The organism is Acinetobacter sp. Root1280 (genome assembly GCF_001425285.1).
Taxonomy (GTDB): Bacteria; Pseudomonadota; Gammaproteobacteria; order Pseudomonadales; family Moraxellaceae; genus Acinetobacter; species Acinetobacter guillouiae.
Map to the genome: position 1 here is coordinate 1 of NZ_LMED01000008.1, position 25,311 is coordinate 25,311.

Consider the following 25,311-nt stretch of genomic DNA (forward strand, 5'->3'; position numbering starts at 1 on the left):
AAGACTTTCAAAATCCTTGCAGAGCGTTATCGAAATAGAGGGAAAAGACTTGGCTTAAGGTTCAATTTGATTGCAGGTATTTATAATTTAGAACTGAGTAAAAAGTGAGTTATGAAAGAAGTCTATTAATCAGCATATTTCTACTAAATTCTTTTTTAACTGCAGTATCCTGCATACCCAGATCTATTTGTATATCACTTGGCAATAAAATTGTTTCACCTTGTTGAATGCTTAATTCAATATCCAGTTTTTTTAAACCATTCAGTAGTTTATTTAATTTTGGGCTGAGAAACTGATCATAGATCAGCGTTTGCGGAATCGTTGCATTGATCAATGGGGTATATTGGGCGACATTGATCAATATTATCAATTTTTCATAATCGATTTGGTAGCTCTGTTTATGTTGTGGACCAATTAGCCATTCATTATAAATATACGTGTTTCCATTATAATATCGTAGCTTTTCTGGATCTAAAATATAAGTGCGGGTTTCAATTGTAATTTGCATAAATTTTCAAAAAATCGTTTAAATAAAGACCAGTAGAGAAATAAATTTTCAGAGTCGTAAATGTATAGTGGATTTGATCGTAACGACATGCATCTCAGGACTCATTTACACTATTGCTAAATAATGTATCGTTCAGCAACAAATTCATTTCGTTACGACCTGACTTTATTGAGTCAAACCAAATAATATTTTGTGTGCCAAGCTGTCCTGAGTTGGATCCATCACTTGTACCTTCTCAGCAACTTTATATGCACGCTGAATAGCAGGGCGTTCACGGATTGTTTCAAACCAAGTTTTAATATGAGGGAAATCAGCAAGCTTTATGCCATGTTCTTCATGGTGAACGATCCAAGGATATGCTGCCATATCGGCAATTGAGTAATCTTGACCTGTAATGAAAGTACGTCCGTCGAGATGAGTATTCAACACTTTATAGAGGCGTCGGGTTTCATTGACATAACGTTCGATTGCATAAGGAATTTTTTCAGGTGCATACTTTGCGAAATGTTGATTCTGACCTAACATTGGACCGAGCCCACCGACTTGCCAATACAGCCATTCCAATGCCATGATTCGTGCTCTGGGTTCACTGGAGAGAAATAATCCGCTCTTTTGAGCCAAATATTGAAGAATTGCGCCAGACTCAAACACACTCAAAGGCTCGCCACCATCGTCTGGAATATCATCGATGATTGCTGGAATACGGTTATTGGGTGAAATAGCAAGGAAGGCTGATTTTAACTGATCCCCCCGACCGATATTCACAGGTGTTACATCATATTTAAGACCTGCTTCCTCAAGAAAAATAGTGATCTTATGGCCATTTGGCGTTGGCCAGTAATGTAGGTGGATCATAGGATGATGCCTTAATAAGGTTTTGAGCGAAAATAAACTTATTTAAATTATGATCAGGGAGATAACAGCTTTACTTAGCGCAGGCTGTATAACCCTGATCTTTTGAGTGGTGGTTATAAATCGATAACCGTCACGCCATCATTACCATTGAGTCCCAGTACCATACTCTCAGCAAATTGAGGCTCTTTAAGTATTGAAATCACATGATCACCAAAAGCTCTCGGTGGCATAGGTGCCCCAAAGCGGGAGACAAATTCTTCAGGTGTAATTCCCATGGCTGCTGCATAAGCACCTGCTGCTGAGTCGCCAACTCCTGTACCAAGAACCATCAGCCGTGGAACGATGGCCTGAAACTGAATACCAAGATTTTTATCTTGCGCAAACAAATTGGCATATTTGGTCATGAACCAAAGCGCACGTTTAGAACTGGCGTAGCCACCTGTCATTTGAGAACCAGACTCAGCGGCACCACTAGATCCCACTAAAACTCGGCTGCCTGGATCAAGTGGTGTTTTTAATACCGCTTGAAACCAGAAAAAGGCTGCTTTGACATCGGTTTCCCAATTGATAGAGAATTCTTCCCAAGTTAATTCGTCCAAAAGCCCCATACGAGGGGCTGCTCCAGCATTTAACACAAGTACATCTGGACGAATGTCTGCAATGATACGGTGTGCCGCAGCTTCATCTGTGATATCTGCTGAAATGGTATAAACACCTAGCCGTTCAGCGACTGCATCAAGATCTTTTACATTACGTGCAACCACAGTTACTTTTGCACCCTGATCAACCAGTGCTTCAACTAGACCTAAACCGAGACCACGACTACTACCAGTGACCACGACTTTTTTGTCTTTCAGATTCATGACGATTTCTCCAATGTCTAATAAAGTGATGTACTACTAAAACGATTGAAGCCTTGGAAAAGAGTCAAAAAGCCTCTAAATTATTTTAATTTGATCTAGCGACGTACTTTCGACTCGACTTTTTATATCAGTTGATGGGCCGCTGATCATTCTGATCATGTGGATGTGTATTGATAACTTGCGATGATGAGGCAGGTGTGGAATCGAAAGATAGTTGACGTGATTTTTTTGGCAGGACATGATTTTTATCATCTACGCTTAAATGTGTTGAATCACTTTAAATCATCATCTACAGCCGAAAAGGCAGGATAATGTATTGGCTATTTGGCCATACTAGGCAAAATTACAACATCGATTAGAAGGGAATATAGGGGGTAGGAAAAATTTGAGCAAGATAGACAAATAAAACAAAGCTCTCAATGGAGAGCTTATCTGTAAAAAAAACATGCAATTGTATGAGTGACATTACTCAATTTTGAGATGAGCTATTTTTAAACAATAAAAATGTATGATTTTAATTTCATACGCTCAGCCGCAGTGTTAAGTAAATATGGTGCAATGAAGCGATGCGGAACTGTCATCATTTTCAAGGTGGGTGTTGAGAACCATTTATGACCGCGGCTAAAGAAAGAAGAGAAGATCACCTGAGATTCGATCAGGTTGATGACCATACATATTTGAATATCAACTGAATCAGAGTGAACAACAATCATGATTAAATCATCTTGCTTGATCATTGTTGCTGATTCTAGTGATTGCCAGTGTGATTCAGATTTAGATTTAAATCCCAAGGTATTCCATGACTGACTAACGATCTGATTGATTGCTGGAGGAGCATTGGCAAAAATCTCATATGCCCATTTTTCAGCGCTGTACTTTTTAGTCATCATGGGAGTCGGAATATCAATGCTAAAAGCATCTTCATAGCCAATATTTTCTAAAGGACATACTTCACGTGCTAAATCTGGAATACGGATTGCTTGTGCTTTCATGGCATTCTCCTTAAGGCATTTGGCTCATCAACAATAGCTATGCTCAATGGCGAGTGGGTTTGAGTATGATGACGAGCCTAATTGTTTATTTATTTGGGGTTAATATCAGCTCTGCATCAGCGGCAACATATCGCACATAGCGGTAATCTCGAATAAAGCTAATCTTGCCTTCTTGCCATTCCAGCCACATGATATAACTTGGTTTGAGGTCTATACGGTTTTCAAAGACAGCAATGACCTCGCGATCTCCAAGCCAGGCGGGAACAAGCCAGATATGGTCAATTTTTGCGTAGGCACCAAAGAACATGGAGACATCGGCAGCGCCAACACGGATAGGATGAGTAGACTGACTGAGTTTGACATCATCAGAAAGTAATGCTTTTAGCCCATCCCAGTCGCGTAGGTTAAACAGCTTTACATAGTTTGCTACTGCATCAGATGTTTGTCGGACAATTTGTGCTTCTTCAGTGGTTATGTTGAGTTCGCGCAGTCGAGCACGTCCACGGGAAAGATGGGCTTTTACTGAGTCTACTGAGAGATTCAGTAGGGTAGCAATGTCTACAAGAGGCTCATCAAGAACATCTTTAAGAATGATGACACTGCGCTGAAGTACTGGGAGTTGCATAAATCGTGAAACGGCCATTTTAATTGTTTCCTCGCGCATCAGCATCTCCATCGGATCAGAGGTATTTATATCTTCAATATCGTCAGTAGTAGTATCTACAGCTTCTGTTATTCGAATGGCTCGACTTCGGAGTAAGTCAAGTGCTCGGTTATGTGCTACACGGAATAACCAGGCACGTAACATCTGAAAATCTTGTATTTTGTCAATCACAAGCAATGCCCGTGCAAGCGTATCCTGAACAACATCTTCACCTTCAATGACAGAGCCCATTAGTCGCGAACAGTAGCGATGCAGTTCAGGGCGAAGCTGTTCTGCCAGAGTAATCAGTTGGGTCTGTTGCATGTTAGGCTTAGGATCATGGTCTTTATTCAAATTGTCTCACCATTCAATCATGGTCACAGCGGTATGGCCGTTGCAACCTAAAAGGATAATATTCATATCAATGACCTGACTGTTTTGTCATTTTGGGGTCACTGTAATCTGTTGTTGAACAAAGATTTCTATTGAGCTTGAATCAAGTGCTTTAGATTCGCCAATAAGGTTAATTTCTATCTGCACAGCACCACGTTAATGTTTTTGTTTAGATAAGCTATTACTAAAACGATTGAGGAATATAAAAAGAGTCAAAAAGTTGTAAATAATTTTAATTTTGTTTGAAGCTGCTGAAGTTATTTTATGTGTTTTATTGATATTTTGTTGAATCATTCTTTTTTATCATGAGATTTAACTCAGTTATTTTTTTATAGTCTGGCTCAAACTTTTTATGAGTCCGATCCTATTTTTATTAAAAAGACGAGTACAGATTCTATGTACAGGATTACAGATTCTATGTACAGAATGAACATCGCTCATTTCTGCATTAGCGAATGATTCATCTCCTATGATTAAGGTGACATCAATGAAAAAACATAAGGCTAATGATTGATGCAGCGTTAAAGATAACTATCCATCTATAAAGATAATTATCCATCTATGCATCAAGTATGCTGGAACACTATTTAGCTAAGAATAGAAGTGTCAGGATGCATAAGTATCAAGAAAAAGCGCTTGGTTCTGCTCGTTCTTGTGAGTCACCAGATTAAAAGCATGGATTGACACAGTTGATAAAACAATACACAGCAGGTCTTATTTTTATATGTAATTACTATATTTTTGACCATGTTCTGCTTATACTGTGCAGCAATTAAGATATTTCATTTTTTGCACGTCATAAGTACTTTTGATATTGAGTACATGATTGTGTACATATTTTTAGAGTAGTGTATGGCAGTAGCTAAGAAATCCGTTAATATCAACAATATACGTAATTTTTCGATTATCGCTCATATCGACCACGGCAAGTCGACACTTGCAGACCGTTTCATTCAAATGTGTGGTGGATTGCAAGACCGTGAAATGCAGGCTCAAGTCCTAGACTCTATGGAGCTTGAGCGTGAACGTGGGATTACCATTAAAGCGGCTTCTGTAACCTTGTACTATACCCATCCAAATGGGCAAGAGTATCAATTAAACTTTATTGATACACCGGGACACGTGGATTTCTCTTATGAAGTATCGCGTTCTCTTGCAGCTTGTGAAGGTGCATTGTTGGTTGTCGATGCTGCACAAGGGGTTGAGGCGCAATCTGTTGCAAACTGCTATACCGCAATTGAGCAGGGTTTAGAAGTACTACCTGTCCTGAATAAAATTGATTTGCCACAAGCAGAACCTGAACGTGTTATTCATGAAATCGAAGAAATTATCGGTATTGAAGCAACACATGCGCCAACATGTTCGGCAAAAACAGGTCTAGGTGTAGAGTCTGTTTTAGAGACATTGGTTGACATTATTCCAGCACCGCAAGGTGACCGTGACGCACCATTACAAGCCTTAATTATTGACTCTTGGTTTGACAACTATTTAGGTGTTGTATCACTTGTTCGTATCAAACAAGGTCGTGTGCGTAAAGGCGATAAAATGTTGATGAAATCAACAGGTCAATCGCACATCATCACTTCGGTTGGTATTTTTAATCCAAAACATACCGATACCGGTATTTTAGAAGCGGGTGAAGTTGGCTTTATCATTGCAGGGATCAAAGACATTTTTGGTGCGCCAGTTGGTGATACGATTACCTTGGCAACCACACCTGATGTTGCAACTTTACCGGGTTTTAAAAAGGTAAAACCACAGGTATATGCGGGTTTATTCCCAATTGATGCCAGTGATTTTGAACCATTCCGTGAAGCGCTACATAAGTTACAAATTAACGATTCTGCGTTGTTCTTTGAACCTGAAAGCTCAGATGCTTTAGGTTTTGGTTTCCGTTGTGGCTTCTTGGGAATGCTACACATGGAAATTGTACAAGAACGTCTAGAGCGTGAGTATGATTTAGACTTAATCAGTTCTGCGCCAACCGTAATCTATGAAGCATTGATGAAAAATGGCGAAACGATTTATATCGATAGCCCATCTAAAATGCCTGATGGTTCAACAGTTGAAGATTTACGCGAGCCGATTGCTGAATGTCATATTTTAGTGCCTCAAGAATACTTGGGTAATGTCATGACTTTATGTATCGAGCGCCGTGGTGTGCAAAAAGATATGAAATTCTTGGGTAACCAAGTATCAATTACCTTTGAAATTCCAATGGCAGAAGTGGTTATGGATTTCTTTGATAAATTGAAATCTTGCTCACGTGGCTTTGCTTCACTGGATTACAATTTCGTGCGTTTTGAGAGTTCATCTCTAGTTAAGGTTGATGTGTTAATTAATGGTGATAAGGTTGATGCTTTGGCAATGATTTGTCATCGTAATGATGCGCGTCACCGTGGTATTGCTTTAGTTGAAAAAATGAAAGACTTGATTCCGCGTCAAATGTTTGATGTGGCGATTCAAGCTGCAATTGGTGCACAAATCATTGCACGTTCAACAGTTAAAGCGATGCGTAAAAACGTATTGGCTAAATGTTATGGTGGTGACGTTTCTCGTAAGAAGAAACTGTTATCGAAACAAAAAGAAGGTAAGAAACGCATGAAGCAAGTGGGTAGTGTTGAAATCCCACAAGAAGCGTTCCTTGCTGTGTTAAAAGTAGAAAGATAAAAACTAGAGGTCTTATTGCTCATGGATTTTGATTTTAATTTAATTCTCGTTCCTGCAACGCTTATATTTTTTGGGCTATGGTTACTGGATAAGTTTGTACTGAAACAACGTGCAACAAAAGGTAAGGGGAATGAAAATGTCATCATTTCATGGGCATATGATTTCTGGCCTGTTCTAGCAGTAGTTTTGGTATTGCGTTCATTCTTATTTGAACCGTTTAATATTCCTTCTGATTCTATGGTACCGACTTTAGAAACAGGTGATTATATTTTGGTGAATAAGTTCCAGTATGGTGTGCGTTTACCGATTACCAATACCAAGATAATTGATATTGGTGAGCCACAACGTGGTGATGTTGCTGTTTTCCGTTATCCAGAAAATCCCAAAATAAGTTATATCAAACGTATTATTGGTTTACCAGGTGACCATCTTGAATTTAATAATGGTCAACTTACAATCAATGGTAAAAATGTTGAGCAAGTACCTGCTGAGTTTAGTCGTGAAAAAGATATTTTAGATACGCCTAAGTCAATCTACTATTATGAAACGATGGGTACGCATAAGCATTTAGTTCGTTTGTTGGAAGGTCAAAATACTTTGGTTTCAGCATTTAATTATGCACAGAAAAAACAAGACCTACCTTATGTAGCAACTGCAAATGACCGCTTTGTAAAATCAAATGGTCAAAGTTGGGAAGTGACTGTTCCAAAAGGCCAGTATTTTGCCATGGGTGATAACCGTGACCAAAGTGCAGACAGTCGTTTTTGGGGCTTTGTACCTGAAGAAAACTTAACTGGTCATGCAATATATGTGTGGATGCATAAGGAACCTGGTTTAAAAATGCCTTCATTTAGTCGCAACGGTGCAATTAACTAATCGACTACAGTTTAGAAAATCAAATAAAGGTCAATTTATATTGACCTTTATTTTTATCTGCTAAAGCTATCAAGTTGTCTTGATTTATAAGAAAAATGAAATAGAACAAATGATTTAAACTAGCAACTTGATGCAGTTTCAAGGATAATAGCGCGATAAAGTTTTTTATCACACCAGGGTTTGCAGTGGATAAAAAATTTATAACAATTGAAAATGATCAGTGAGTCTGCAGCAGTGTATTTGACTCAATTATATGATTATTTTCAATTGCGATTAAAGATTATTCATTCTGAGCTGTTGGATAAAAAAAATGCGTAAAAATCAACAAGGCGCTTCATATATTGGAATTTTACTGGGGATAATTGCTTTAGCTTTTATGTTGAAAATCATAGTTGCTGTATGGCCTTTATACTGGGATGATCGTGTGATTAATAACCAAATTGTAGAGCAGATAAAGAATAGCTCTGCTGAAATCACACCAATGAAATTTGCAACAGAAGTTGATAAACGGTTAGAAATGAACAATATCCGAGATACTAAACTTGAGGATATTGCGACTGTATCAACTAAAGATGGTTTACAAGTGACTAAAAAATATGAAGTACGAAAAAATTTCATGCTGAATATAGATTTAGTCCTCACTTTCGAGAAGAGTTTTGATCAAAGGTCAGTTGAAAGTAAGTGATCCTCGCTTACAGAGTAGAATCGGTTACCAGTTTAAACAATACGAGTTATTACAACTCGCGCTGACTCATCGCTCGGTGAGTCACAAATACAACTATGAGCGCCTAGAGTTTTTAGGTGATGCATTGTTGGGTATGATCATCGCAAATTACTTATATCATGCGTACCCTCATGAAAATGAAGGACGTTTGACGCGTATGCGCGCAACTTTGGTACGCCAAGAAGCACTGGGTAAAATTGCTAATGATTTAAAGCTAAGTCAAAGTTTAATTTTAAGTACAGGTGAATTGAAATCAGGCGGTCATCATCGTGAGTCAATATTAGCGGATACAGTTGAAGCAATTATTGGCGCGATTTATACCGAAACACGAGATTTGCCTTTGTTGGAATCGATTGTTTTAAAATGGTATGAACCGTATTTAGATCATATCGAACCGACAGATCAACTCAAAGACCCAAAATCACGTTTGCAAGAATATCTACAAGCTCGTAAAAAGCATCTCCCAGTTTATGAGGTCGTAGATATTCAGGGTGATGCACCTAACCAGCATTTTAAAGTAGAATGTACAGTAGATGGCTTGCCTAAAATGATGGGTGAGGGATCAAGTCGCCGTTTTGCAGAACAAGCAGTCGCGGCGGATTTTTTAAAGATATTGGAGCAGTAAACTGCATGAGTACACATTCCGATCACAATGATGCTGATCACGAGCCGTCTGAAAGCGGTAATGAGTTAATTAATCAATTTTTTAGCTCACAAGGTACAGAAATCCCTTCGGATTATCGAAGTGGATTTGTTGCAATTGTAGGACGTCCAAACGTGGGTAAATCGACATTGATGAACCATTTATTGGGTCAAAAGTTGTCAATTACTTCACGTAAGCCACAAACAACACGCCATAAAATCATTGGTATTGATAGTCGTGAAAAGTCTCAGGCTGTATTTGTTGATACACCGGGGATGCACAAGAAAGAAGTGCGTGCGATCAATAAAATGATGAACAAAGCTGCACATTCTGCATTACGTGATGTCAATTTGGTTCTATTTGTTTTAGATGCCCAGAAATGGACACCAAATGATGACTTGGTTTTAGAAAAACTGCAAAATGCAGAAATGCCAGTCGTTTTGATTATCAATAAAATCGATACCTTAGAAAATAAGCGTATGATTTTACCGTTGATCCAAGAACGTGCGAAGTTGATGAATTTTGCTGAAATTGTTCCTGTTTCAGCATTACGTGGTGCAAACTTGGATCATTTGCGTGAAGCGATTGAAAAGTATCTGCCATTCCAGCCGCCATTATACTCTTTAGAACAGTTAACTGACCGTTCAGAACGTTTTCTTGCCAGTGAAATCATTCGTGAGAAAATTATGCGTCAGTTAGGCGAAGAGCTGCCTTATGATTTAACGGTTCAAATTGAATCATTTAAAACAGAAGAAGCGACAGTGAATGAAAAAACGGGTCGTCCTAAAGCTGCATGTACTTATATTGATGCCACAATTTTTGTTGATCGCCCTGGGCAAAAAGCCATCGTGATCGGTGAAAAAGGTGCTAAGCTGAAGAAAATTGGTATGGATGCTCGTGTCGACATGGAAAAAATGTTTGAGCAAAAAATCATGCTAACACTTTGGGTGAAAGTTAAAGGCGGTTGGTCTGATGACGAACGTGCTTTAAAAAGTTTAGGCTACAGCGATATTTAATTGACTTTTTGGGAACTGAAATGATTCGAGTTATAGCAATTCTTGCTTGCATAATCATGTTACAAGGCTGTATCACTAAAATTGTGACAGTTCCCGTCAAAGTTGCTTATAAAACCACAAAAGGCGTGGTTAAAGGCACTGCTGCGGTTGTAGGCGCTGTTATTCCTGACGGGGATGATGACGATGATAAGAAAAAACAAAAGGATGATTAAGTTCAAGCTAGATGCGTAATGAAATCTTGCATGGTTATTTAATCCATCATCGAAAATACAGAGAACGTAGTCATATTGTGCACTTATTTACACAAGAGCATGGTCGTGTCGACGGTATTCTTAGACAAACCCCACCACCACAATATCAACCGATTACTTTACAAGCGTCGGGAAAATCCGAGCTTAAAAACTTTTCAAAACTCGAAATACTTAATCAACCGATTTTCTTTTATGGGGATGCTTTCTTTTCAGGCTTTTATTTAAATGAACTGCTGCTTCGTTTATGTCCGCTTGAAGAAATGATGTCTGAAACATTTCAGCAATACCATTTAACTTTACAACATTTACAAAAATTGGCTGAACATCCACAAGCTGATTTATTTCTTCGACAAATTTTACGCCAGTTTGAACACGCACTGTTAGAAGAGCTGGGTTATCCGCTGAATTATGGGCATGATTCAAATCAACAAGAGATTATGCTGACCCAACGTTATCAATTTCAATTGGCCGAAGGCTTTACACCAGTGTCATATACCTCGTCTGGGACGTTGCTGGGCCAACAAATTCTAAGCATGGCAAATTATGAAAAGGGTAGGGATTTTAGCCCAGAGCAGTTACAATTATTGGCTAAACTCTATCGACAAATGATTACTTCACTTTTAGGTGATCGACCATTAAAAAGTCGTCAGCTTTGGGTTCAAAATGCTCAATCTAAAACGTTGAGCCGTTAATTTTAATTTATTGGTTAATTAGGAGAATGTTATGGCTGCATTGCTAGGTGTAAACATTGACCATGTTGCAACCCTCAGACAAGCACGTGGAACGACTTATCCTGATCCTGTGAAAGCTGCATTAATTTGCGAACAAGCAGGGGCGGAAGGCATCACTTTACACTTACGTGAAGATCGTCGTCATATTCAAGATGATGATGTGCGCCGTATGCGACCTGTATTGACGACAAGAATGAACTTGGAAATCGCTGTAACTGATGAAATGGTTGCATTTGCAAAAGAGATTCAACCACATCATGTGTGTTTTGTGCCAGAGAAACGTCAAGAAATCACCACAGAAGGTGGTTTAGACGTGCTTGGGCATTTTGAAGATGTTAAAGCTGCGACTCAGGCATTAACTGCAATTGGTTGTGATGTCTCTTTGTTTATTGATGCTGATTTTGCACAAATCGATGCTGCAATTGCTTGTGGTGCACCCACTATTGAATTACATACGGGTGCTTATGCAGACGCTAAAACTGCTGAAGCTCAACAGATTGAACTCGAAAGAATTATTAAAGGTACTGAGTACGCCGCATCTAAAGGTTTGGTCGTTAATGCTGGTCATGGTTTGAATTTGGACAATGTGGCTGCAATTGCTGCAATTCCTCAGATTCATGAACTCAATATTGGACATTCGATTATCGCCGAAAGTGTATTTGTTGGATTGGAACAAGCTGTAAAGGACATGAAGGCCGCACTTCATGCAGCTGGTTAATTTAATTTTTGATTTACGTTGTTGAATATTGATCATGTCGAATATGAATTATGATGAGCTTATGCAACCTGTGATTGCTTTTTTAGGCTGTGAAACGCCAAAGGCATGGTTGGATGAGGCATTGAACAATCTCCCATTGCTCATGCAGGATCATGCGAATTGTGAAAAGAAAGCGGCTGGAACAGCAATGAACTTGATGTTTCGCTACAGTTTTTTTACCGATTTGCAGATCAAATTAGCGCAACTTGTGCGTGAAGAAATGTTGCATTATGAACAAGTGTTAGAGTTTATGACCAAGCGTGGTCAAGAATGGAAAGGTCTGAGTGCAGGTCGTTACGCAGGTGGTTTGCGTAAAGAAATTCGTACTTATGAACCAGAAGCTTTGATTGATGTTTTGGTGATTGGTGCGTTTGTTGAAGCACGTTCTTGTGAACGATTTTATGCCTTAGCGCCATTGGTAGATGATGAGTTGGGTCGTTATTACCGTTACTTGCTGAAATCTGAATCTCGTCACTATGAGGACTATTTAGCTTTGGCTTTAGATGTTGCTAAAACTGCTAAATTAAAAGATCCAGAAGAGGATATTCAGCAACGCATCGAATTGATTCGTGAAGTAGAGAAGGATTTGATTTTAACGCCTGATAAGACTTTCCGTTTCCATAGCGGTGTGCCGGTTTAACTGCTTGTCTGATTAAAAACTGAATTTAAAAAATAGACCAAAGCATTGCTTTGGTCTATTTTGTTGGGCTGTTTAAGAAGAACCAGATGTAACTGTTGCTTTAGTTTGTCACACCCTGTGCCTAGTTCTGAAATAAAAAAGCCCACTTTGATAAGTGGGCTTTTAGAATTTGGCTCTCCAACCTGGGCTCGAACCAGGGACCTGCGGATTAACAGTCCGTCGCTCTACCGACTGAGCTATTGGAGAATCTGAATGCGATTATAAGGATATATCTTTATGGGTCAAGCCTTTCCTGTCATCTTTTCTTCATTTGTACACTGTATGGTTTTTATTTGAGCAATCTATAGATAATTTAAAAAAATTGATTCTGACAGTTGCAATAGTGAAACGGTCTTGTTAGATTAAAACCATAAAGAGTGTTTAAGTTTGACTTAAACAGTGTGGATTTAAAACCAACTTGCCAGCACTAAATGGCTAAATAGGAGACAGCGAATGAATACGCTTACTATTTCTCAAATTTTTGAAAACTTCTCAGTCTATCAAGAAAACTACCTTTCAATTTTGCAAGATTTTGAACAATATTTTATCCAAGTTGAACAAGCCTATTTAGATGTTTGGCCATTTACTGAAAAAAAACTGTATTTGGGCGATCTGTTACAACTTTGGTTTAGTGAAAAATGGCTAATTAATACACCGTGTCGATTATTAAATTCATCCAGTCAGATTTCATCAAGTTCAGACACGCAAGCTACTCAAAAACCAGTTCAACGTACACAAGATTTTTATCTGTTTCAATTGAGTGGAAGTACCTTATCAGGTTCTAACCATGCGCAAATCTGGTCAGTTTCAGAACAAAAAGTGCTTTATGTTTCTTTGGATCGCATCTTTAAATATTACTGCTATTTTGAATCGATTGAACGCCCAAAAAACCATCCTCAAAATCCGTTTAAATTGTTTCAACAAGCGATTTAATCAACGCATTGAGAACGCTTTTAAGTGTGACTTTAAATCTGCTTAAAAGCTTCAATTGCTCGAATACGACTTTGTTTTAAATCCACAATTGGCTTTGGATAATTGAGCTCTATATTGGGATTTTTTGCATAAGGTTCATGAATGGTTTTTGCGTCTAAATCTGCAAGTTCTGGAACCCACTGTCGAATGTAATCACCTTGTGCATCGAATTTCTGCGATTGGCTGATAGGGTTAAAAATACGGAAATAAGGTACGGAATCAGTTCCTGTGGATGCACACCATTGCCATCCGCCGTTATTGGCAGCCAAATCCCCATCAATAAGATGTTGCATAAACCATTGCTCACCTAAACGCCAATCAATCAATAGGTTCTTAGTGAGAAACATGGCGACAACCATACGGATCCGGTTATGCATCCAGCCTGTGTGAAGTAACTGGCGCATACCTGCATCGACGATAGGAATCCCTGTCTGACCAGTTTGCCAAGCGCTTAAATCATTTGGAGCATCGCGCCATTGTAGCTGCTGTGTGGGCATTTTAAAGGGCAAGTGCTTTGACACACGCGGGAAATCAAACAGGATATGCTGATAGAACTCACGCCAAAGTAGCTCATCGAGCCATGTTTGTTGACCAATATGATCAATAGAAAAATGTCCGAATTGTGCTCGAAATAGGGCATTGAAACACTGTCGAATTGAAAGGATGCCTATATTTAAATAGGCTGAAAGCTGGCTGGTGGCTTCAATTTGGGGAAAATCACGCTCGAGTTGATAATGACGGACTTTATTTTCAATGAATTCATCCAAGACATTCAAGGCATATTGTTCGCCAATTTGCCACTGTTTGTTGATCTGATTCGGATCGAATATAAAACCAAGCTCAGCCAAAGTCGGCAGGCTATTGTTATTCAACTCGCCCAGATCTACTGCATCATTTAAGGCTTGAGTCTCAGGAATAGGGAAGCATTGTGGGATCGAAATACTGAATTGTTCATAGCAATATTTTTTAAATGCACCGAAGACTTGATAGGGTTGATTGGATTTATTGCGAATTGAACCGACAGGGAACAGAGTGCGATCATGATATAAAACCAAATCACGGTTACTTTGATTCAATTGTGTTTGAACTTGGAAATCTCGATTTAACTCATTAACACCGCACTCAATATTGGCGTGTACATTTTCAATTTCCAGTTTTTGACAGAGTTGATCGATCTCTGTTGCAATGTTTTCCCATAAGGGAACAGTGCTGATAATCAGCGGAATCTGAATGGAAGCAAGTTCTTGTTGAATGGCTTGAATTTGACGTAAATAGAAATCAAGCTTAATTGGTGCATCGTCATGCATCCGCCATTGCTCAGGTGAAAGAATCACCAGTGCAATTACAGGACCGCTTTGTGCAGCATGCCATAGGGCAGTATGGTCTTGAATACGTAAGTCTTGACGGAACCAGAGAAGTTGTTTTTGCATAGGATTGATAGGAATGGATTCATTCACACTAGATTTTCATCAATTTAAACCAATACGCATAAAAAAGGCAAAGTAAAAACTTTGCCTTTTCGATCAGATCAAGCAGATCTTAGTGGTGATGACCACCTGCACCGTGTACATGACCGTGCTCTAATTCTTCTGGAGAAGCATCACGAACTTCTGCGATTTCAACTTCAAAAGTAAGATCTTGGCCAGCTAATGGGAAGTTAGCATCAACGATGATGTTGTCACCTTCGATTGCTTTAACAGTAACGATTTGAACACCATCATCAGTTTGAGCTTGGAACTGCATACCAGCTTCAATGTTCTCAACACCTTGGAACATTTGAGCAGGAACTTCTTGAACGAGGTCAGGGTTGTATTCGCCATAACCTTCAGCAGCTGGGATAGTGACTGTAAATTTGTCACCTACAGTTTTACCTTCTAAAGCTTTTTCTAAACCAGGAATGATGTTACCTGCGCCATGTAAATATGCAAGTGGTTCACCTTGTGATTTATCGAGAGTTTCACCCTCAGCGTTAGTCAGCGTATAGTGGAAAGAAACCACGTTGTTATTTGCAATAGCAGTCATGTTATTGATCCATTCGGTAATCGATAATTTTAAGGCTACATCATAAAGTGAAAAGCAATTTTTGTAGACTAAAATTACTAAAAAATTGCATTTTCATCTGTATTTTGACCATTTTTTCATAAATATGGGCAAAAATTTAAATTTCAATGCAATTTTATTTTTGGCGCGATTTTTCGTGTAACAAAATCTTTAGCCGTTAATAAGCCTGCATGAGCATAGCCATATATCGTCGCTTGATGAATACGATATAAAGACACATACATCGATTTTGCCACGAAACCTTGAACATTGACCTGACCAAGTAGCTCACCGACCGCTTTATTTTCACTAAGTGATACCAGTGAGCCTTTGTCTGCGAACTGGAACATTGGCTGTGGTCGCCCTTTGATACGTGCATTCATTGCATCTACAAGAAACGAAGCTTGTTGACTTGCGACTTGTGCACGTGGACCAAGTGGTGCTTCTCTTGCATCTAAGATACAGTGGGCGCAATCACCAAAGGCAAAAATATTTGGATCAGCCTGAGTCTGTAAGGTTGCGTATACGTTTAAACGCCCCATGCGATCTTTTTCAAAGCCTGCTAAATTGGCAATTACTTTAGGGGTTTTTATCCCTGCTGCCCAAACTTTTAATTGTGCCTCTACGGATGTGCCATCACTAAAATAGACTTTTTCAGCATCTACTTTTTCAACACGTTTGCCCGTTAATACATCTATTTTCATTCGTTGTAATTGCTGTGTGGCATGCTCTGCCATTTTTTCAGAAAGTGCAGGTAAGATACGATCAGCGCCTTCAACCAAAGTAATTTTGACATTGTTTGGGTTAATTTTATTTAAACCATATTTATAAAAGTTCTGTTTGGCTTGAACCAACTCAGCTGAAAGTTCAACACCTGTTGCGCCTGCACCAATCACGGCAATGTGTAATTCACGATCAATATTTTTATTTTGAGCATCTAAATACAAGTGCAGTAAGTCCTGCTGGAAGACTTCCGCTTGTTGGCGACTGTCGAGATAATGACAAAACTCTTTAACCCCAGGCGTATTAAAGTCATTGGAGACTGAGCCGACTGCCAGAATTAAGGTGTCATAATGCAGTGTGATTTGCTCTTGATTGGATTCATATTTACTGGTTTGGGTTTTACTAAGTTCGATGGTTTTGTTATCACGATCTAAATGTTCAAAACGGCCCAAGACAAATTCATAGTGATGCTTGGCTGCATGCGCATAATAATTGGTTTCTTCATCACTTGGGTTCATGGTGCCAGCCGCAATTTCATGCAGCAATGGTTTCCAGATATGTGTGAGTTTTTGGTCAACAAGGGTGATTTTGGCTTTTTTACTCTTTCCAAGAGTATCACCGAGTTGTGTCACCAGTTCTAAACCACCAGCGCCACCACCAACAATCACGATATGATGTAGATTTGACATAGAAAACCTAAATTGTTGTTATGAAAATAGAATGGCATAAATATGCCATTCTATTTAATTGTTTAGGTTTTTTTTGTATTACAGGTTACATAATTATAATAAATCTAAGTAAATTGGTTGGTTTTAATTAAATTCCAAAAATTGACTTGATCCATTCCATTAAACGTTCAAACCAAGAGGCTTGTTCGATATGCACTTCATCTTCAATATCAAAACTTTGAATCAGTTGATTGTTTTGGTAAACATTCACTTTTGCCAAATGCATGATCTTTTCTAAAGGTGCGGTAAGTGATGTCTCATTCAGTTCAACATTCAAATGGGTTTGAGTTGTTGTAAGCGGTTCAACTGTTGCCAATAGACCATTTGCTTCAGTTTTCATAATACGGCTATTTACAACATCAAAAGTCGCTAAATCAATTGGTGTCGCATCGTTATATAAAGATGTGGTTATGAGTTGAGGTTTTTTTGCTTCAACCTTAAACATTTTCAAGGTGGATTTAACTACAGGAAGCTCAGCAATCAGCTGTTTGTCTTTAATTGCGACTTCATCACGGGTATAGGCATAGCCCAAGTTTAACAGTTTATGTGCAATTTCCGCGCGTTTAACTGCACTTTTTGCACCCATCACCACCACAATTAAACGACGATCAGGAGACTCTGTAATGGCAGAAGGACGATGCGCTGTCAGTGCTAAGTTATAGCCGGCTGCTTTGGTAAAACCTGTTTTTAAACCATCTACACTTGGATCAGACTTTAAAACAAGGTTAGTGGCATGATGAAAATGTTGGTTATAACTAAAACTTGGCATCACTGAATAATGCATATATTCAGGAGTTTGTGATGTTACTGCTTGACCTAAGATCGCCATATCATGAGCTGACGAAAAATGATCAGGCATGGTAATACCGGGAGGGTTGGCAAAATGAGTATCCTTCATTCCCAAGGCTTGTGCTTCTTGATTCATACGAGCAACAAATGCAGGTACGCTACCTGAGATACGTTCTGCCAGTGTTACTGCTGCATCATTGGCAGACATCACAATCAATCCAGCAAGAAGTTGGTCAATTGAGATTTGCTCACCTTGCTTTAGGTACATTTGGGATTCATCCCATTGCACCATCTGAACCACAGGGGTTGCAGTAATAATCTCTTCTTTTTTTATATGACCCGCTTTGAGTTCTTTCAACGCAATATAAGCGACCATCATTTTGGTCATGGATGCTGGTGCGCGCTGTACATGACTATTATATTCAGCAATGGTTTGACCCGATTGCGTATCTAATATTGTCCAAGCTTCAGCTTCAACAGATTGCGGATTAATATTAAGTAAAGCGGCGTTAACAAACGTGGAGCAAACCAAGCCAGTTATCGCGATAAAAGAAGCAAGAATTTTCAACAGATTTACCTTTAAGCCAATCCTATGGCAAGAGTGCATAAACTTTGCGAATGCTATGCCTTTTTTGCACTCTTCGCTAGTCAGAATCGTAGACAATTTCGACTAAAATCGCCTGACTTTGTAAAAAAATGCTAATCTAATTGGTAATTTCTCACTGTCTATTTTCGAATATATATTTATGTTGCATTATCAGATTGAATTTGACGATTACCGTCAGCACCTCATTCATGTCACATTACGCTTTCTGGCGAACCCTACCCAAGTTTTGTCACTTCCTACATGGATTCCTGGTAGCTATTTGATCCGTGAATTTTCTAAACATATCGAATCTGTGAAAGCCTATGATGAAGCGGGTCGTCAACTGCAAATTAATAAGTTTGAAAAAAATAAATGGCGTTTATATAACACCGACCATGAACTGATTACTGTTGAATATGATGTTTATGCCTATGACCTTTCGGTACGTGGTGCGTATGTCGATCAAACCCGTTTATATGTCAATCCTGCTTGTGTCTGCCTAGGGCTACAAGACCAAGAAGAATCAGCAATAGAAGTTGAAGTATTTTTACCTGAAGAATTAAAGCATTTTCAAATTGCCACAGGTTTAGAGTCAAGAAGCTTGGTGAAAGGGCGCTATACCTTAAAAGCCAATAATTATGCACAATTGATTGATGCACCATTTGAATTGGCAGATCAAACCCGTTTTAGTTTTGAAGCGAACGGGATTCCACATGAATTTGTGGTTTCTGGTCAGCATACAATGAATGCAGCGCGTATGAAGCAAGATCTTGAAAAAATCTGTAGTACAGAAATTTCAATGTTTGGTTCAGCGCCTTTTGAAAACTATACTTTTATGACTATGGCAACTGGCAATAGTTATGGTGGTTTAGAGCATCCGAATAGTACCAGTCTGATTTCACCACGTGATGATTTTCCTAAAGCAAATGAACCTGTAGAGCCTTCTGCGGATTATCAACGCTTCCTTGGGTTGTGTAGCCATGAATATTTTCATTCGTGGTTGGTTAAATTTATCCGCCCTGAAAATTTTAAAAATTATGATTTGGATCAGGAAGGCTATACCTCACTGTTATGGATTTTTGAAGGTTTCACCTCTTATTATGATGATTTAATTCTGTATCGCAGTGGTGTGATTTCTCAAGCATCTTATTTAAAGTTGCTAAAAGGGCAAATTGATCGTTATCTACAGAATCCAGGACGTTTTATTCAATCTGTTTCAGAGTCTAGTTTTGATGCTTGGATTAAATTTTATCGTCAGGATGAAAACTCAAATAATGCTGGAACCAGTTATTACAATAAAGGCTGTTTGGTTGCACTCAGTTTAGATTTGGGTCTACGTTTACGTGGTTCTAGTTTGGATGCTTTAATGCGCCGTTTGTATGAAAATACCCAAAAGGGCATGCAAGTCAATGAGCGTACGATTGTCGAACTGTGTAATGAACTGACTGGCGATAATTGGATCGAACAGATTAATCATTTGATTAATACCACAGATGAGCTACCACTGGATCAATTGTTCCCTGAATTTGGTTTGAGCTATAGCTTACAAAATGAAAAAGCACTTCCATTTGGTTTGAAAGTTGCTGAAAAAGCTGAGGGTGTCATTATTCAGCAAGCGCGTCGTGATGGTGTTGGTGCAAAAGCGGGGCTGTCTGCCAATGATGTGATCATTGCGATTGATGGTTTAAAAGCGTCTGAAAAACTTTTAAACCAATATGCAAAACAGCAAGGTCAATTTACAGTTTATGCATTCCGTCGTGATGAGTTTTTACAATTTGAGTTGCAAGGTGGTGAAGTTGCGTTGACTACGGTTGAGTTAACTGTATTAGATCAAGCCAAAGCTGAGAAATGGTTAAAGGCTTAATTAAGTTGTGTATCAAGAAAAACCGATGTTAAAAAAACATCGGTTTTTTTATGCCTAAAATTTAACTTGGTATGATCAATCAATTCCCACGATATGTTGAATATCCATAAGGGCTAATCAAGAGAGGAATATGGTAATGTTCAAGACTTCCATCAATCACAAAAACCACAGGAACTTCTGGGAAAAAAGCACGTTGGTTATTTTGTTTAAACCATTCACCTGTTTGAAAAGTAACCTTGTAGACACCTTTATCTAAGGCTTTGTTTTCAGGGTATAAAGATGAAATTCGCCCATTACTATCAGTACTTCCCTCATTAATTTTTACCCATTTATCTTTTTGTTGCGCTTCAAGAATGACTTTAACATTGCTTGAAGGTAAGCCATTTTCAAGATTTAATACATGTACACTTAATGGGTTTTGGGCAAAACAAAGCCCAGAAAATAGGGTTGCTGAAATAGCTAAAGTTAATTTTTTCATCATCAATTTTTACTAAGACTAAAATCACTATGTTAAGGTCAAGTTGAAGTGTTGCCGTTAAAAAAATGTAAAATTATATTAATCGTTAAAATTTAACGATGTGTGAAAAATAAAATAATATTGATTTAACAATAAGATAGATAATTAAAATAATAGATAAAACAGTATTGTTGAGAGGTTTTCAAATGAAATGCTTAGGCTTGCAAACGAGCCAGTCTAAAAAACGATGCGTATTTTATTTAGATGCTTACATAAGTGAGAAACCGATTTGACTGGATAAATACTCTATAAAAATTTTGTCAGATTTAAACTTACATACCGTACTTGGCGATTTATACAACTAATTATAATGTGATTTGAGGCAGTCAAAAAACTGAAGCAAACCTTAGCCTTGTGGGTTTTTAAATGGTATAGTCAAAGATTATTGTTAAGTTTTTATAAATAAAATATTAATCAACTATTTATAGTTGGTGGTTAAATCTAGTCCAATATGTACTTTGTCGTGGTCTAACACGATGTGCGAATCATACATTCGACAGCGAGAAGGAAAATATAATATGAAAAAATCTCTTTTCAACATTCCACGGATAGTTTTGTGCTGCGTTTTGCTATTAGCGACATCTGTTGCACGTGCAGACGGTACAGGCAAGCTACAGTTTCTATATACGGCTTATTTAGATGTACCAGCCTTGTTTCCAAAAACACTTGCTTCATGTAAGAAGTTTGATGCATCGACAGAGCCAGAACTACAACGCTTGTATGATCAGTGGTATCAACAGCACGGGCGTTACCAGAAGGAATTGCAACAGCTGATATTCAAATATCTTAGTAAACAAATGGGGACAGCAAAAACAAAGAAGGTTATTGCTGAGATTAAAAAAGAAGTTAAAGGTGAGCTAGTAAGCTTATATTTTCCACAAAATCATACTTGGACCGACAATTGGTTTTGTACTAAATTGCTCCCTGAAGATTTGACTGGGAAGGGCTTAATGTTGAATTACGCAGACTACGTTGAGGAACTTAAGCAGAAAGTAAAATAAAGACATTTATTTTAATTTAAGCGACTTTCTGATTTTGAAATCAGTCAAAGTCGCTAAGTCTATGAATCGGAAATGATTTATTTTAACCCAAATCTGCAACAACAGTAAAATGAGGTAAATAAGCTAAAGCGCCATCCATTTTTAAATTCATGATTCCCAGTTAAAAGAAATCAACATATTTGTCATTAAACTTTCTAACTGTATATTTTAAAATCATCCAACAATAAATTTATTTTAAATTCATAATACAAAAGGGTAATGTCAATGAAAAAGCGTTTCTTAAAGCTCATCACAATTGCATGTGGTTTAGGCATAGCTCCACTTGGATTTGCTGCAAATTGTTCAAGTATAATCAGTAATAATGCTGTGGCAAACTTAACTGTACCAGCAGGTGCAACATGTACCTTAAATAGTACATCCGTTGATGGAAATGTGAATGTACTCAATGGTGGGAGTTTGATTTTAAATAATTCTTCAGTGAGTGGAAATGTGCAAGCCAATACCGCCAAAGTATTGAAATTGGTCAATTCTTCTGTTGAGGGGGATGTGCTTGCAGGTCAGGTTTCGTCAATATTGAGCTTAAATAAATCAATGATTTCAGGAAATTTACAATGCTCTACACTGACGAAACTACAAAGCAGTATGAGCAGTGTTGAAGGTAAAACTACAGGGAAGTGTCGTTAAAGATCAAAAATATCTGTAAAAAAGCACTCAATTTTGAGTGCTTTTTTGACGCTTAAATTTTTTGAACAATGACTTAAGCTTCGATGGCTTGTACCGCAATTTTTTTCGCAGGATCAACTTTACGACGTACCACTGGAACAGGTTCACCATAATATTGACGATCTGCAAAATAGCTTGAACGAACCATTGGAGCAGCCCAGATATTTCTGAAACCAAGTTTGTGACCGTGTGCAGTATAACGCTCAAATTCTTCTGGCGTAACAAAGCGATCAATTGGCGCATGTTCTTTAGAAGGCTGTAAGTATTGACCAATTGTCACATAATCGACACCATGTGCATGTAGATCATCTAACAGGGCAATCACTTCTTCTTCGGTTTCACCAATACCCACCATCAAACCACATTTTGTTGGCACATCAGGGCAGTATTCTTTAAACATTTTTAATAAGTTTAAAGAATGTTGATAGTCTGAACCCGGGCGCATCGCTTTATAGAGGCGAGGTACTGTTTCGATGTTATGGTTAAATACATCTGGTGGACATTCGGTCATGATACGCAGTGCAATATCCATACGACCACGGAAATCTGGAACCAATATTTCTAATAGTGTTTTTGGGCTGAGTTGACGCGCTTCTTGAATACAATCAACAAAATGTTGCGCACCACCATCCAAAAGATCATCACGGTCTACAGAGGTAATCACTGCATACTTTAAACCGAGATTGGCGATGGTTTCTGCCATATGACGAGGTTCATCAGGATCAAGTGCATTTGGACGACCATGTGCAACATCGCAGAACGGGCAGCGACGGGTACAAATATCACCCATGATCATAAAGGTTGCAGTACCACCACCGAAACATTCTGGAAGGTTAGGACAAGCTGCTTCTTCACACACAGTATGTAATTTTTGTGCACGTAAAGTGGTTTTGATTCGTTGAACTTCATCAGGCGCAGCCATTTTGACACGAATCCAGTCCGGCTTTCGTGGTGCTTCAACCGTCGGAATAACTTTTACAGGTATACGAGCAACTTTTTCCGCGCCACGTAATTTGACACCCTGTTCTGGTTTACGGTTCTCTGACATATTCAACTTTTCCACTGTTTTCTACGGGGGAGATTATGCTCATTATAGCGGAAATGCAAAAAGATAGGGCAAAAACACTATTCATATACTAAATGTCGTTATCACAGAATATATGCATGCGAAATACAGAAAATTGTTTTGGTTTAGGTCATAATATCGCATAAGACAAGAGATAGACTGAATTTACTATAAGGAGCTTTGAATGCCACGTAAGAAAGAAGTCGTTAGTGGGAAATTTGTGAAATACGATGCGGTCGTACTTGGCTCTGGTCCTGCTGGTGAAGGCGCGGCAATGAAGCTTGCTAAATCGGGTAAGCGTGTTGCAATTGTAGATATTCGTGAGCAACTTGGTGGTAACTGTACCCATGTCGGCACCATCCCAAGTAAGGCTTTACGTCAGACAGTTTCAAGTATTATCCGTTACCAACGTGATCCAATGTTTAAAAAAGTAGGGGATTGGAAACAATTCACTATGAAGCAAGTTTTGCGTAATGCGCATAAAGTGATTCAACAGCAAGTTGATACCCATTCACGTTTTTATGACCGTAACCATATTGATGTATTTCACGGTCGCGCATATATCCAAGATAAAAATACGGTTATTATTTTTAGTGAAGATGGTGTTAAAGAAACTTTAGTTTTCAAACAGCTTGTGGTTGCCACAGGTAGCCGTCCTTATCACCCGCAAGGTCTAGACTTTAACCATCCGCGTGTATTTGATTCAGATAAAATTTTAGATTTGGATTACCCAATTCATAAAATTATTATTTATGGAGCGGGTGTAATTGGTTGTGAATATGCATCTATCTTTATTGGTTTAGACCATAAAGTTGACTTGATCAATACACAACATCAGCTGCTCAGTTATCTCGATGATGAAATTGCTGACGCGTTGTCTTATCACCTACGTGAACAAGGCGTGTTAATGCGTCACAATGAGCAAATTGATCATTTAGAAACGTTTGATGATCATGTGGTCTTGTATTTGCAAAGCGGTAAAAAAATTAAAGCTGATGCCATTCTTTGGTGTAATGGCCGTTCAGGAAATACCGATGGTTTAGGTCTTGAAAATGTAGGCATTACACCAAATAGCCGTGGGCAACTTGCGGTAAATGATCAATATCAAACCGAAGTTGAAAATATCTATGCAGCAGGTGATGTTGTGGGTTGGCCATCCCTTGCTTCTGCAGCATATGACCAAGGTCGTTGCGCTGGTTCAAATATGAGCGGCGAAGAAAATGTTAAACCAGTGAAAGATATTCCGACTGGGATTTACACCATCCCTGAAATTTCATTCTTTGGTAAAACTGAAAGTCAGTTAACTGCTGAAAAAATTCCATATGAAGTTGGACAAGCATCATTCCGTCATTTGGCGCGTGCGCAAATTACAGGGGATACAGTCGGCGAGCTTAAACTGTTATTCCATCGTGATACCTTAGAGTTATTAGGTGTGCATTGTTTCGGCAATAATGCGGCCGAAATTATTCATATTGGACAGGCAGTGATGCAAAGTGGAAACAATACCATTAAGTATTTTGTTGAAACGACATTTAACTATCCAACAATGGCAGAAGCCTATCGTGTGGCAACATTGAATGGTATGAATCGTTTGTTCTAAACAAATATTCAGAATTAAAAACCCGTAAGTCATCTTGCGGGTTTTTTTATGCCATTTTTAAAAAATTTGATGTATGAACTGCATAGTCTTAAGTGGTTCAA

Annotated in this window: 25 protein-coding genes, 1 tRNA gene and 1 pseudogene; 15 read left to right on the forward strand and 12 right to left on the reverse strand. The window is 38.4% G+C overall.

Going from position 1 to position 25,311, the window contains the following annotated elements; translation table 11 throughout:
• Positions 1–108: pseudogene (locus ASC84_RS08185) on the forward strand (IS5/IS1182 family transposase); the annotation flags it as partial.
• A gap of 1 nt (position 109) precedes the next feature.
• Here ASC84_RS08185 and ASC84_RS08190 read toward each other — a convergent pair.
• The 5 genes from ASC84_RS08190 to ASC84_RS08210 form a co-directional block, all read right to left on the reverse strand.
• A complete protein-coding gene (locus ASC84_RS08190; RefSeq protein WP_056513528.1) occupies positions 110–508 on the reverse strand; it encodes a hypothetical protein in 399 nt (132 codons plus the stop codon).
• 165 nt (positions 509–673) lie between these two features.
• Positions 674–1,363, reverse strand: coding sequence for a glutathione binding-like protein (locus tag ASC84_RS08195; RefSeq protein ID WP_056513530.1), 690 nt, complete (start codon positions 1,361–1,363; stop codon positions 674–676).
• Between the two features lie 113 nt (positions 1,364–1,476).
• The gene (locus ASC84_RS08200; RefSeq protein WP_056513533.1) at positions 1,477–2,226 is read right to left on the reverse strand and encodes an SDR family NAD(P)-dependent oxidoreductase; all 750 of its coding nucleotides are present in this window, start codon (positions 2,224–2,226) and stop codon (positions 1,477–1,479) included.
• Between the two features lie 491 nt (positions 2,227–2,717).
• On the reverse strand, positions 2,718–3,218 hold the full coding sequence (locus ASC84_RS08205) for a hypothetical protein (RefSeq protein WP_056513536.1): 501 nt from the start codon (positions 3,216–3,218) through the stop codon (positions 2,718–2,720).
• Positions 3,219–3,303: 85 nt separating this feature from the next.
• Positions 3,304–4,215 (reverse strand): sigma-70 family RNA polymerase sigma factor, encoded by a 912-nt coding sequence (locus ASC84_RS08210; protein ID WP_264753250.1) that lies wholly within the window; start codon positions 4,213–4,215, stop codon positions 3,304–3,306.
• Positions 4,216–5,106: 891 nt separating this feature from the next.
• Here ASC84_RS08210 and lepA point away from each other — a divergent pair.
• The 9 genes from lepA to ASC84_RS08255 all read left to right on the forward strand — a co-directional run bounded on the left by lepA (position 5,107) and on the right by ASC84_RS08255 (position 12,562).
• Entirely contained in the window at positions 5,107–6,924 is a 1,818-nt protein-coding gene (gene lepA / locus ASC84_RS08215; RefSeq protein ID WP_004717093.1) for a translation elongation factor 4, read from the forward strand.
• Positions 6,925–6,945: 21 nt separating this feature from the next.
• Positions 6,946–7,800 carry a signal peptidase I gene (lepB, locus tag ASC84_RS08220; RefSeq protein WP_056513541.1) on the forward strand — a complete coding sequence of 285 codons (855 nt, stop codon included), beginning with the start codon at positions 6,946–6,948 and terminating at the stop codon, positions 7,798–7,800.
• 310 nt (positions 7,801–8,110) lie between these two features.
• The gene (locus tag ASC84_RS08225; protein ID WP_004717090.1) at positions 8,111–8,485 is read left to right on the forward strand and encodes a DUF4845 domain-containing protein; all 375 of its coding nucleotides are present in this window, start codon (positions 8,111–8,113) and stop codon (positions 8,483–8,485) included.
• Positions 8,457–9,149, forward strand: a complete 693-nt coding sequence (rnc, locus tag ASC84_RS08230; RefSeq protein ID WP_004717088.1) for a ribonuclease III — start codon at positions 8,457–8,459, stop codon at positions 9,147–9,149. The genes ASC84_RS08225 and rnc overlap by 29 nt, the downstream gene beginning before the upstream one ends.
• A 5-nt stretch (positions 9,150–9,154) precedes the next feature.
• Positions 9,155–10,183, forward strand: a complete 1,029-nt coding sequence (gene era / locus ASC84_RS08235; protein WP_004717086.1) for a GTPase Era — start codon at positions 9,155–9,157, stop codon at positions 10,181–10,183.
• A gap of 20 nt (positions 10,184–10,203) precedes the next feature.
• Positions 10,204–10,395 (forward strand): NF038104 family lipoprotein, encoded by a 192-nt coding sequence (locus ASC84_RS08240; RefSeq protein WP_004717085.1) that lies wholly within the window; start codon positions 10,204–10,206, stop codon positions 10,393–10,395.
• 11 nt (positions 10,396–10,406) lie between these two features.
• Positions 10,407–11,126, forward strand: a complete 720-nt coding sequence (recO, locus tag ASC84_RS08245) for a DNA repair protein RecO (protein ID WP_056513545.1) — start codon at positions 10,407–10,409, stop codon at positions 11,124–11,126.
• 31 nt (positions 11,127–11,157) lie between these two features.
• Positions 11,158–11,883, forward strand: coding sequence for a pyridoxine 5'-phosphate synthase (pdxJ, locus tag ASC84_RS08250; protein WP_004717080.1), 726 nt, complete (start codon positions 11,158–11,160; stop codon positions 11,881–11,883).
• A 34-nt stretch (positions 11,884–11,917) separates the two neighbouring features.
• Positions 11,918–12,562: a tRNA-(ms[2]io[6]A)-hydroxylase gene (locus ASC84_RS08255; protein ID WP_056513546.1), complete on the forward strand. Its 645-nt coding sequence runs from the start codon at positions 11,918–11,920 to the stop codon at positions 12,560–12,562.
• 170 nt (positions 12,563–12,732) lie between these two features.
• On the opposite strand, the gene ASC84_RS08260 is transcribed toward ASC84_RS08255, so the two are convergent.
• Positions 12,733–12,808 (reverse strand) — tRNA-Asn (locus ASC84_RS08260).
• A gap of 246 nt (positions 12,809–13,054) precedes the next feature.
• Here ASC84_RS08260 and ASC84_RS08265 point away from each other — a divergent pair.
• A complete protein-coding gene (locus tag ASC84_RS08265) occupies positions 13,055–13,534 on the forward strand; it encodes a hypothetical protein (protein WP_056513549.1) in 480 nt (159 codons plus the stop codon).
• A 32-nt stretch (positions 13,535–13,566) separates the two neighbouring features.
• Here ASC84_RS08265 and ASC84_RS08270 read toward each other — a convergent pair whose 3' ends face one another.
• The 4 genes from ASC84_RS08270 to ASC84_RS08285 all read right to left on the reverse strand — a co-directional run bounded on the left by ASC84_RS08270 (position 13,567) and on the right by ASC84_RS08285 (position 18,421).
• Entirely contained in the window at positions 13,567–15,003 is a 1,437-nt protein-coding gene (locus tag ASC84_RS08270) for a deoxyribodipyrimidine photo-lyase (RefSeq protein WP_056513552.1), read from the reverse strand.
• A gap of 109 nt (positions 15,004–15,112) precedes the next feature.
• Positions 15,113–15,595 carry a peptidylprolyl isomerase gene (locus tag ASC84_RS08275; RefSeq protein WP_004717066.1) on the reverse strand — a complete coding sequence of 161 codons (483 nt, stop codon included), beginning with the start codon at positions 15,593–15,595 and terminating at the stop codon, positions 15,113–15,115.
• 143 nt (positions 15,596–15,738) lie between these two features.
• Positions 15,739–17,025: an NAD(P)/FAD-dependent oxidoreductase gene (locus ASC84_RS08280; RefSeq protein WP_004717064.1), complete on the reverse strand. Its 1,287-nt coding sequence runs from the start codon at positions 17,023–17,025 to the stop codon at positions 15,739–15,741.
• Between the two features lie 127 nt (positions 17,026–17,152).
• Positions 17,153–18,421, reverse strand: a complete 1,269-nt coding sequence (locus ASC84_RS08285) for a D-alanyl-D-alanine carboxypeptidase PBP6B (protein ID WP_016539611.1) — start codon at positions 18,419–18,421, stop codon at positions 17,153–17,155.
• A 178-nt stretch (positions 18,422–18,599) separates the two neighbouring features.
• Here ASC84_RS08285 and ASC84_RS08290 point away from each other — a divergent pair, with 178 nt between their 5' ends.
• Positions 18,600–20,303, forward strand: coding sequence for a M61 family metallopeptidase (locus ASC84_RS08290; protein ID WP_056513555.1), 1,704 nt, complete (start codon positions 18,600–18,602; stop codon positions 20,301–20,303).
• Positions 20,304–20,382: 79 nt separating this feature from the next.
• Here the strand turns inward: ASC84_RS08290 and uraH are convergent, their stop codons facing one another.
• Positions 20,383–20,784 carry a hydroxyisourate hydrolase gene (gene uraH / locus ASC84_RS08295; protein WP_081407419.1) on the reverse strand — a complete coding sequence of 134 codons (402 nt, stop codon included), beginning with the start codon at positions 20,782–20,784 and terminating at the stop codon, positions 20,383–20,385.
• A gap of 602 nt (positions 20,785–21,386) precedes the next feature.
• Between uraH and ASC84_RS08300 the strand changes: the two genes are divergently transcribed.
• Together ASC84_RS08300 and ASC84_RS08305 are read left to right on the forward strand one after the other, a co-directional pair.
• Positions 21,387–21,821, forward strand: coding sequence for a hypothetical protein (locus tag ASC84_RS08300; protein WP_227515113.1), 435 nt, complete (start codon positions 21,387–21,389; stop codon positions 21,819–21,821).
• 264 nt (positions 21,822–22,085) lie between these two features.
• Positions 22,086–22,505 (forward strand): hypothetical protein, encoded by a 420-nt coding sequence (locus ASC84_RS08305; protein WP_056513561.1) that lies wholly within the window; start codon positions 22,086–22,088, stop codon positions 22,503–22,505.
• A 73-nt stretch (positions 22,506–22,578) separates the two neighbouring features.
• Here the strand turns inward: ASC84_RS08305 and lipA are convergent, their stop codons facing one another.
• On the reverse strand, positions 22,579–23,592 hold the full coding sequence (gene lipA / locus ASC84_RS08310; protein WP_004717052.1) for a lipoyl synthase: 1,014 nt from the start codon (positions 23,590–23,592) through the stop codon (positions 22,579–22,581).
• A gap of 202 nt (positions 23,593–23,794) precedes the next feature.
• On the opposite strand from lipA, the gene sthA reads away from it, so the two are divergent.
• On the forward strand, positions 23,795–25,210 hold the full coding sequence (sthA, locus tag ASC84_RS08315) for a Si-specific NAD(P)(+) transhydrogenase (RefSeq protein ID WP_004717049.1): 1,416 nt from the start codon (positions 23,795–23,797) through the stop codon (positions 25,208–25,210).
• Positions 25,211–25,311: the final 101 nt, after the last annotated feature.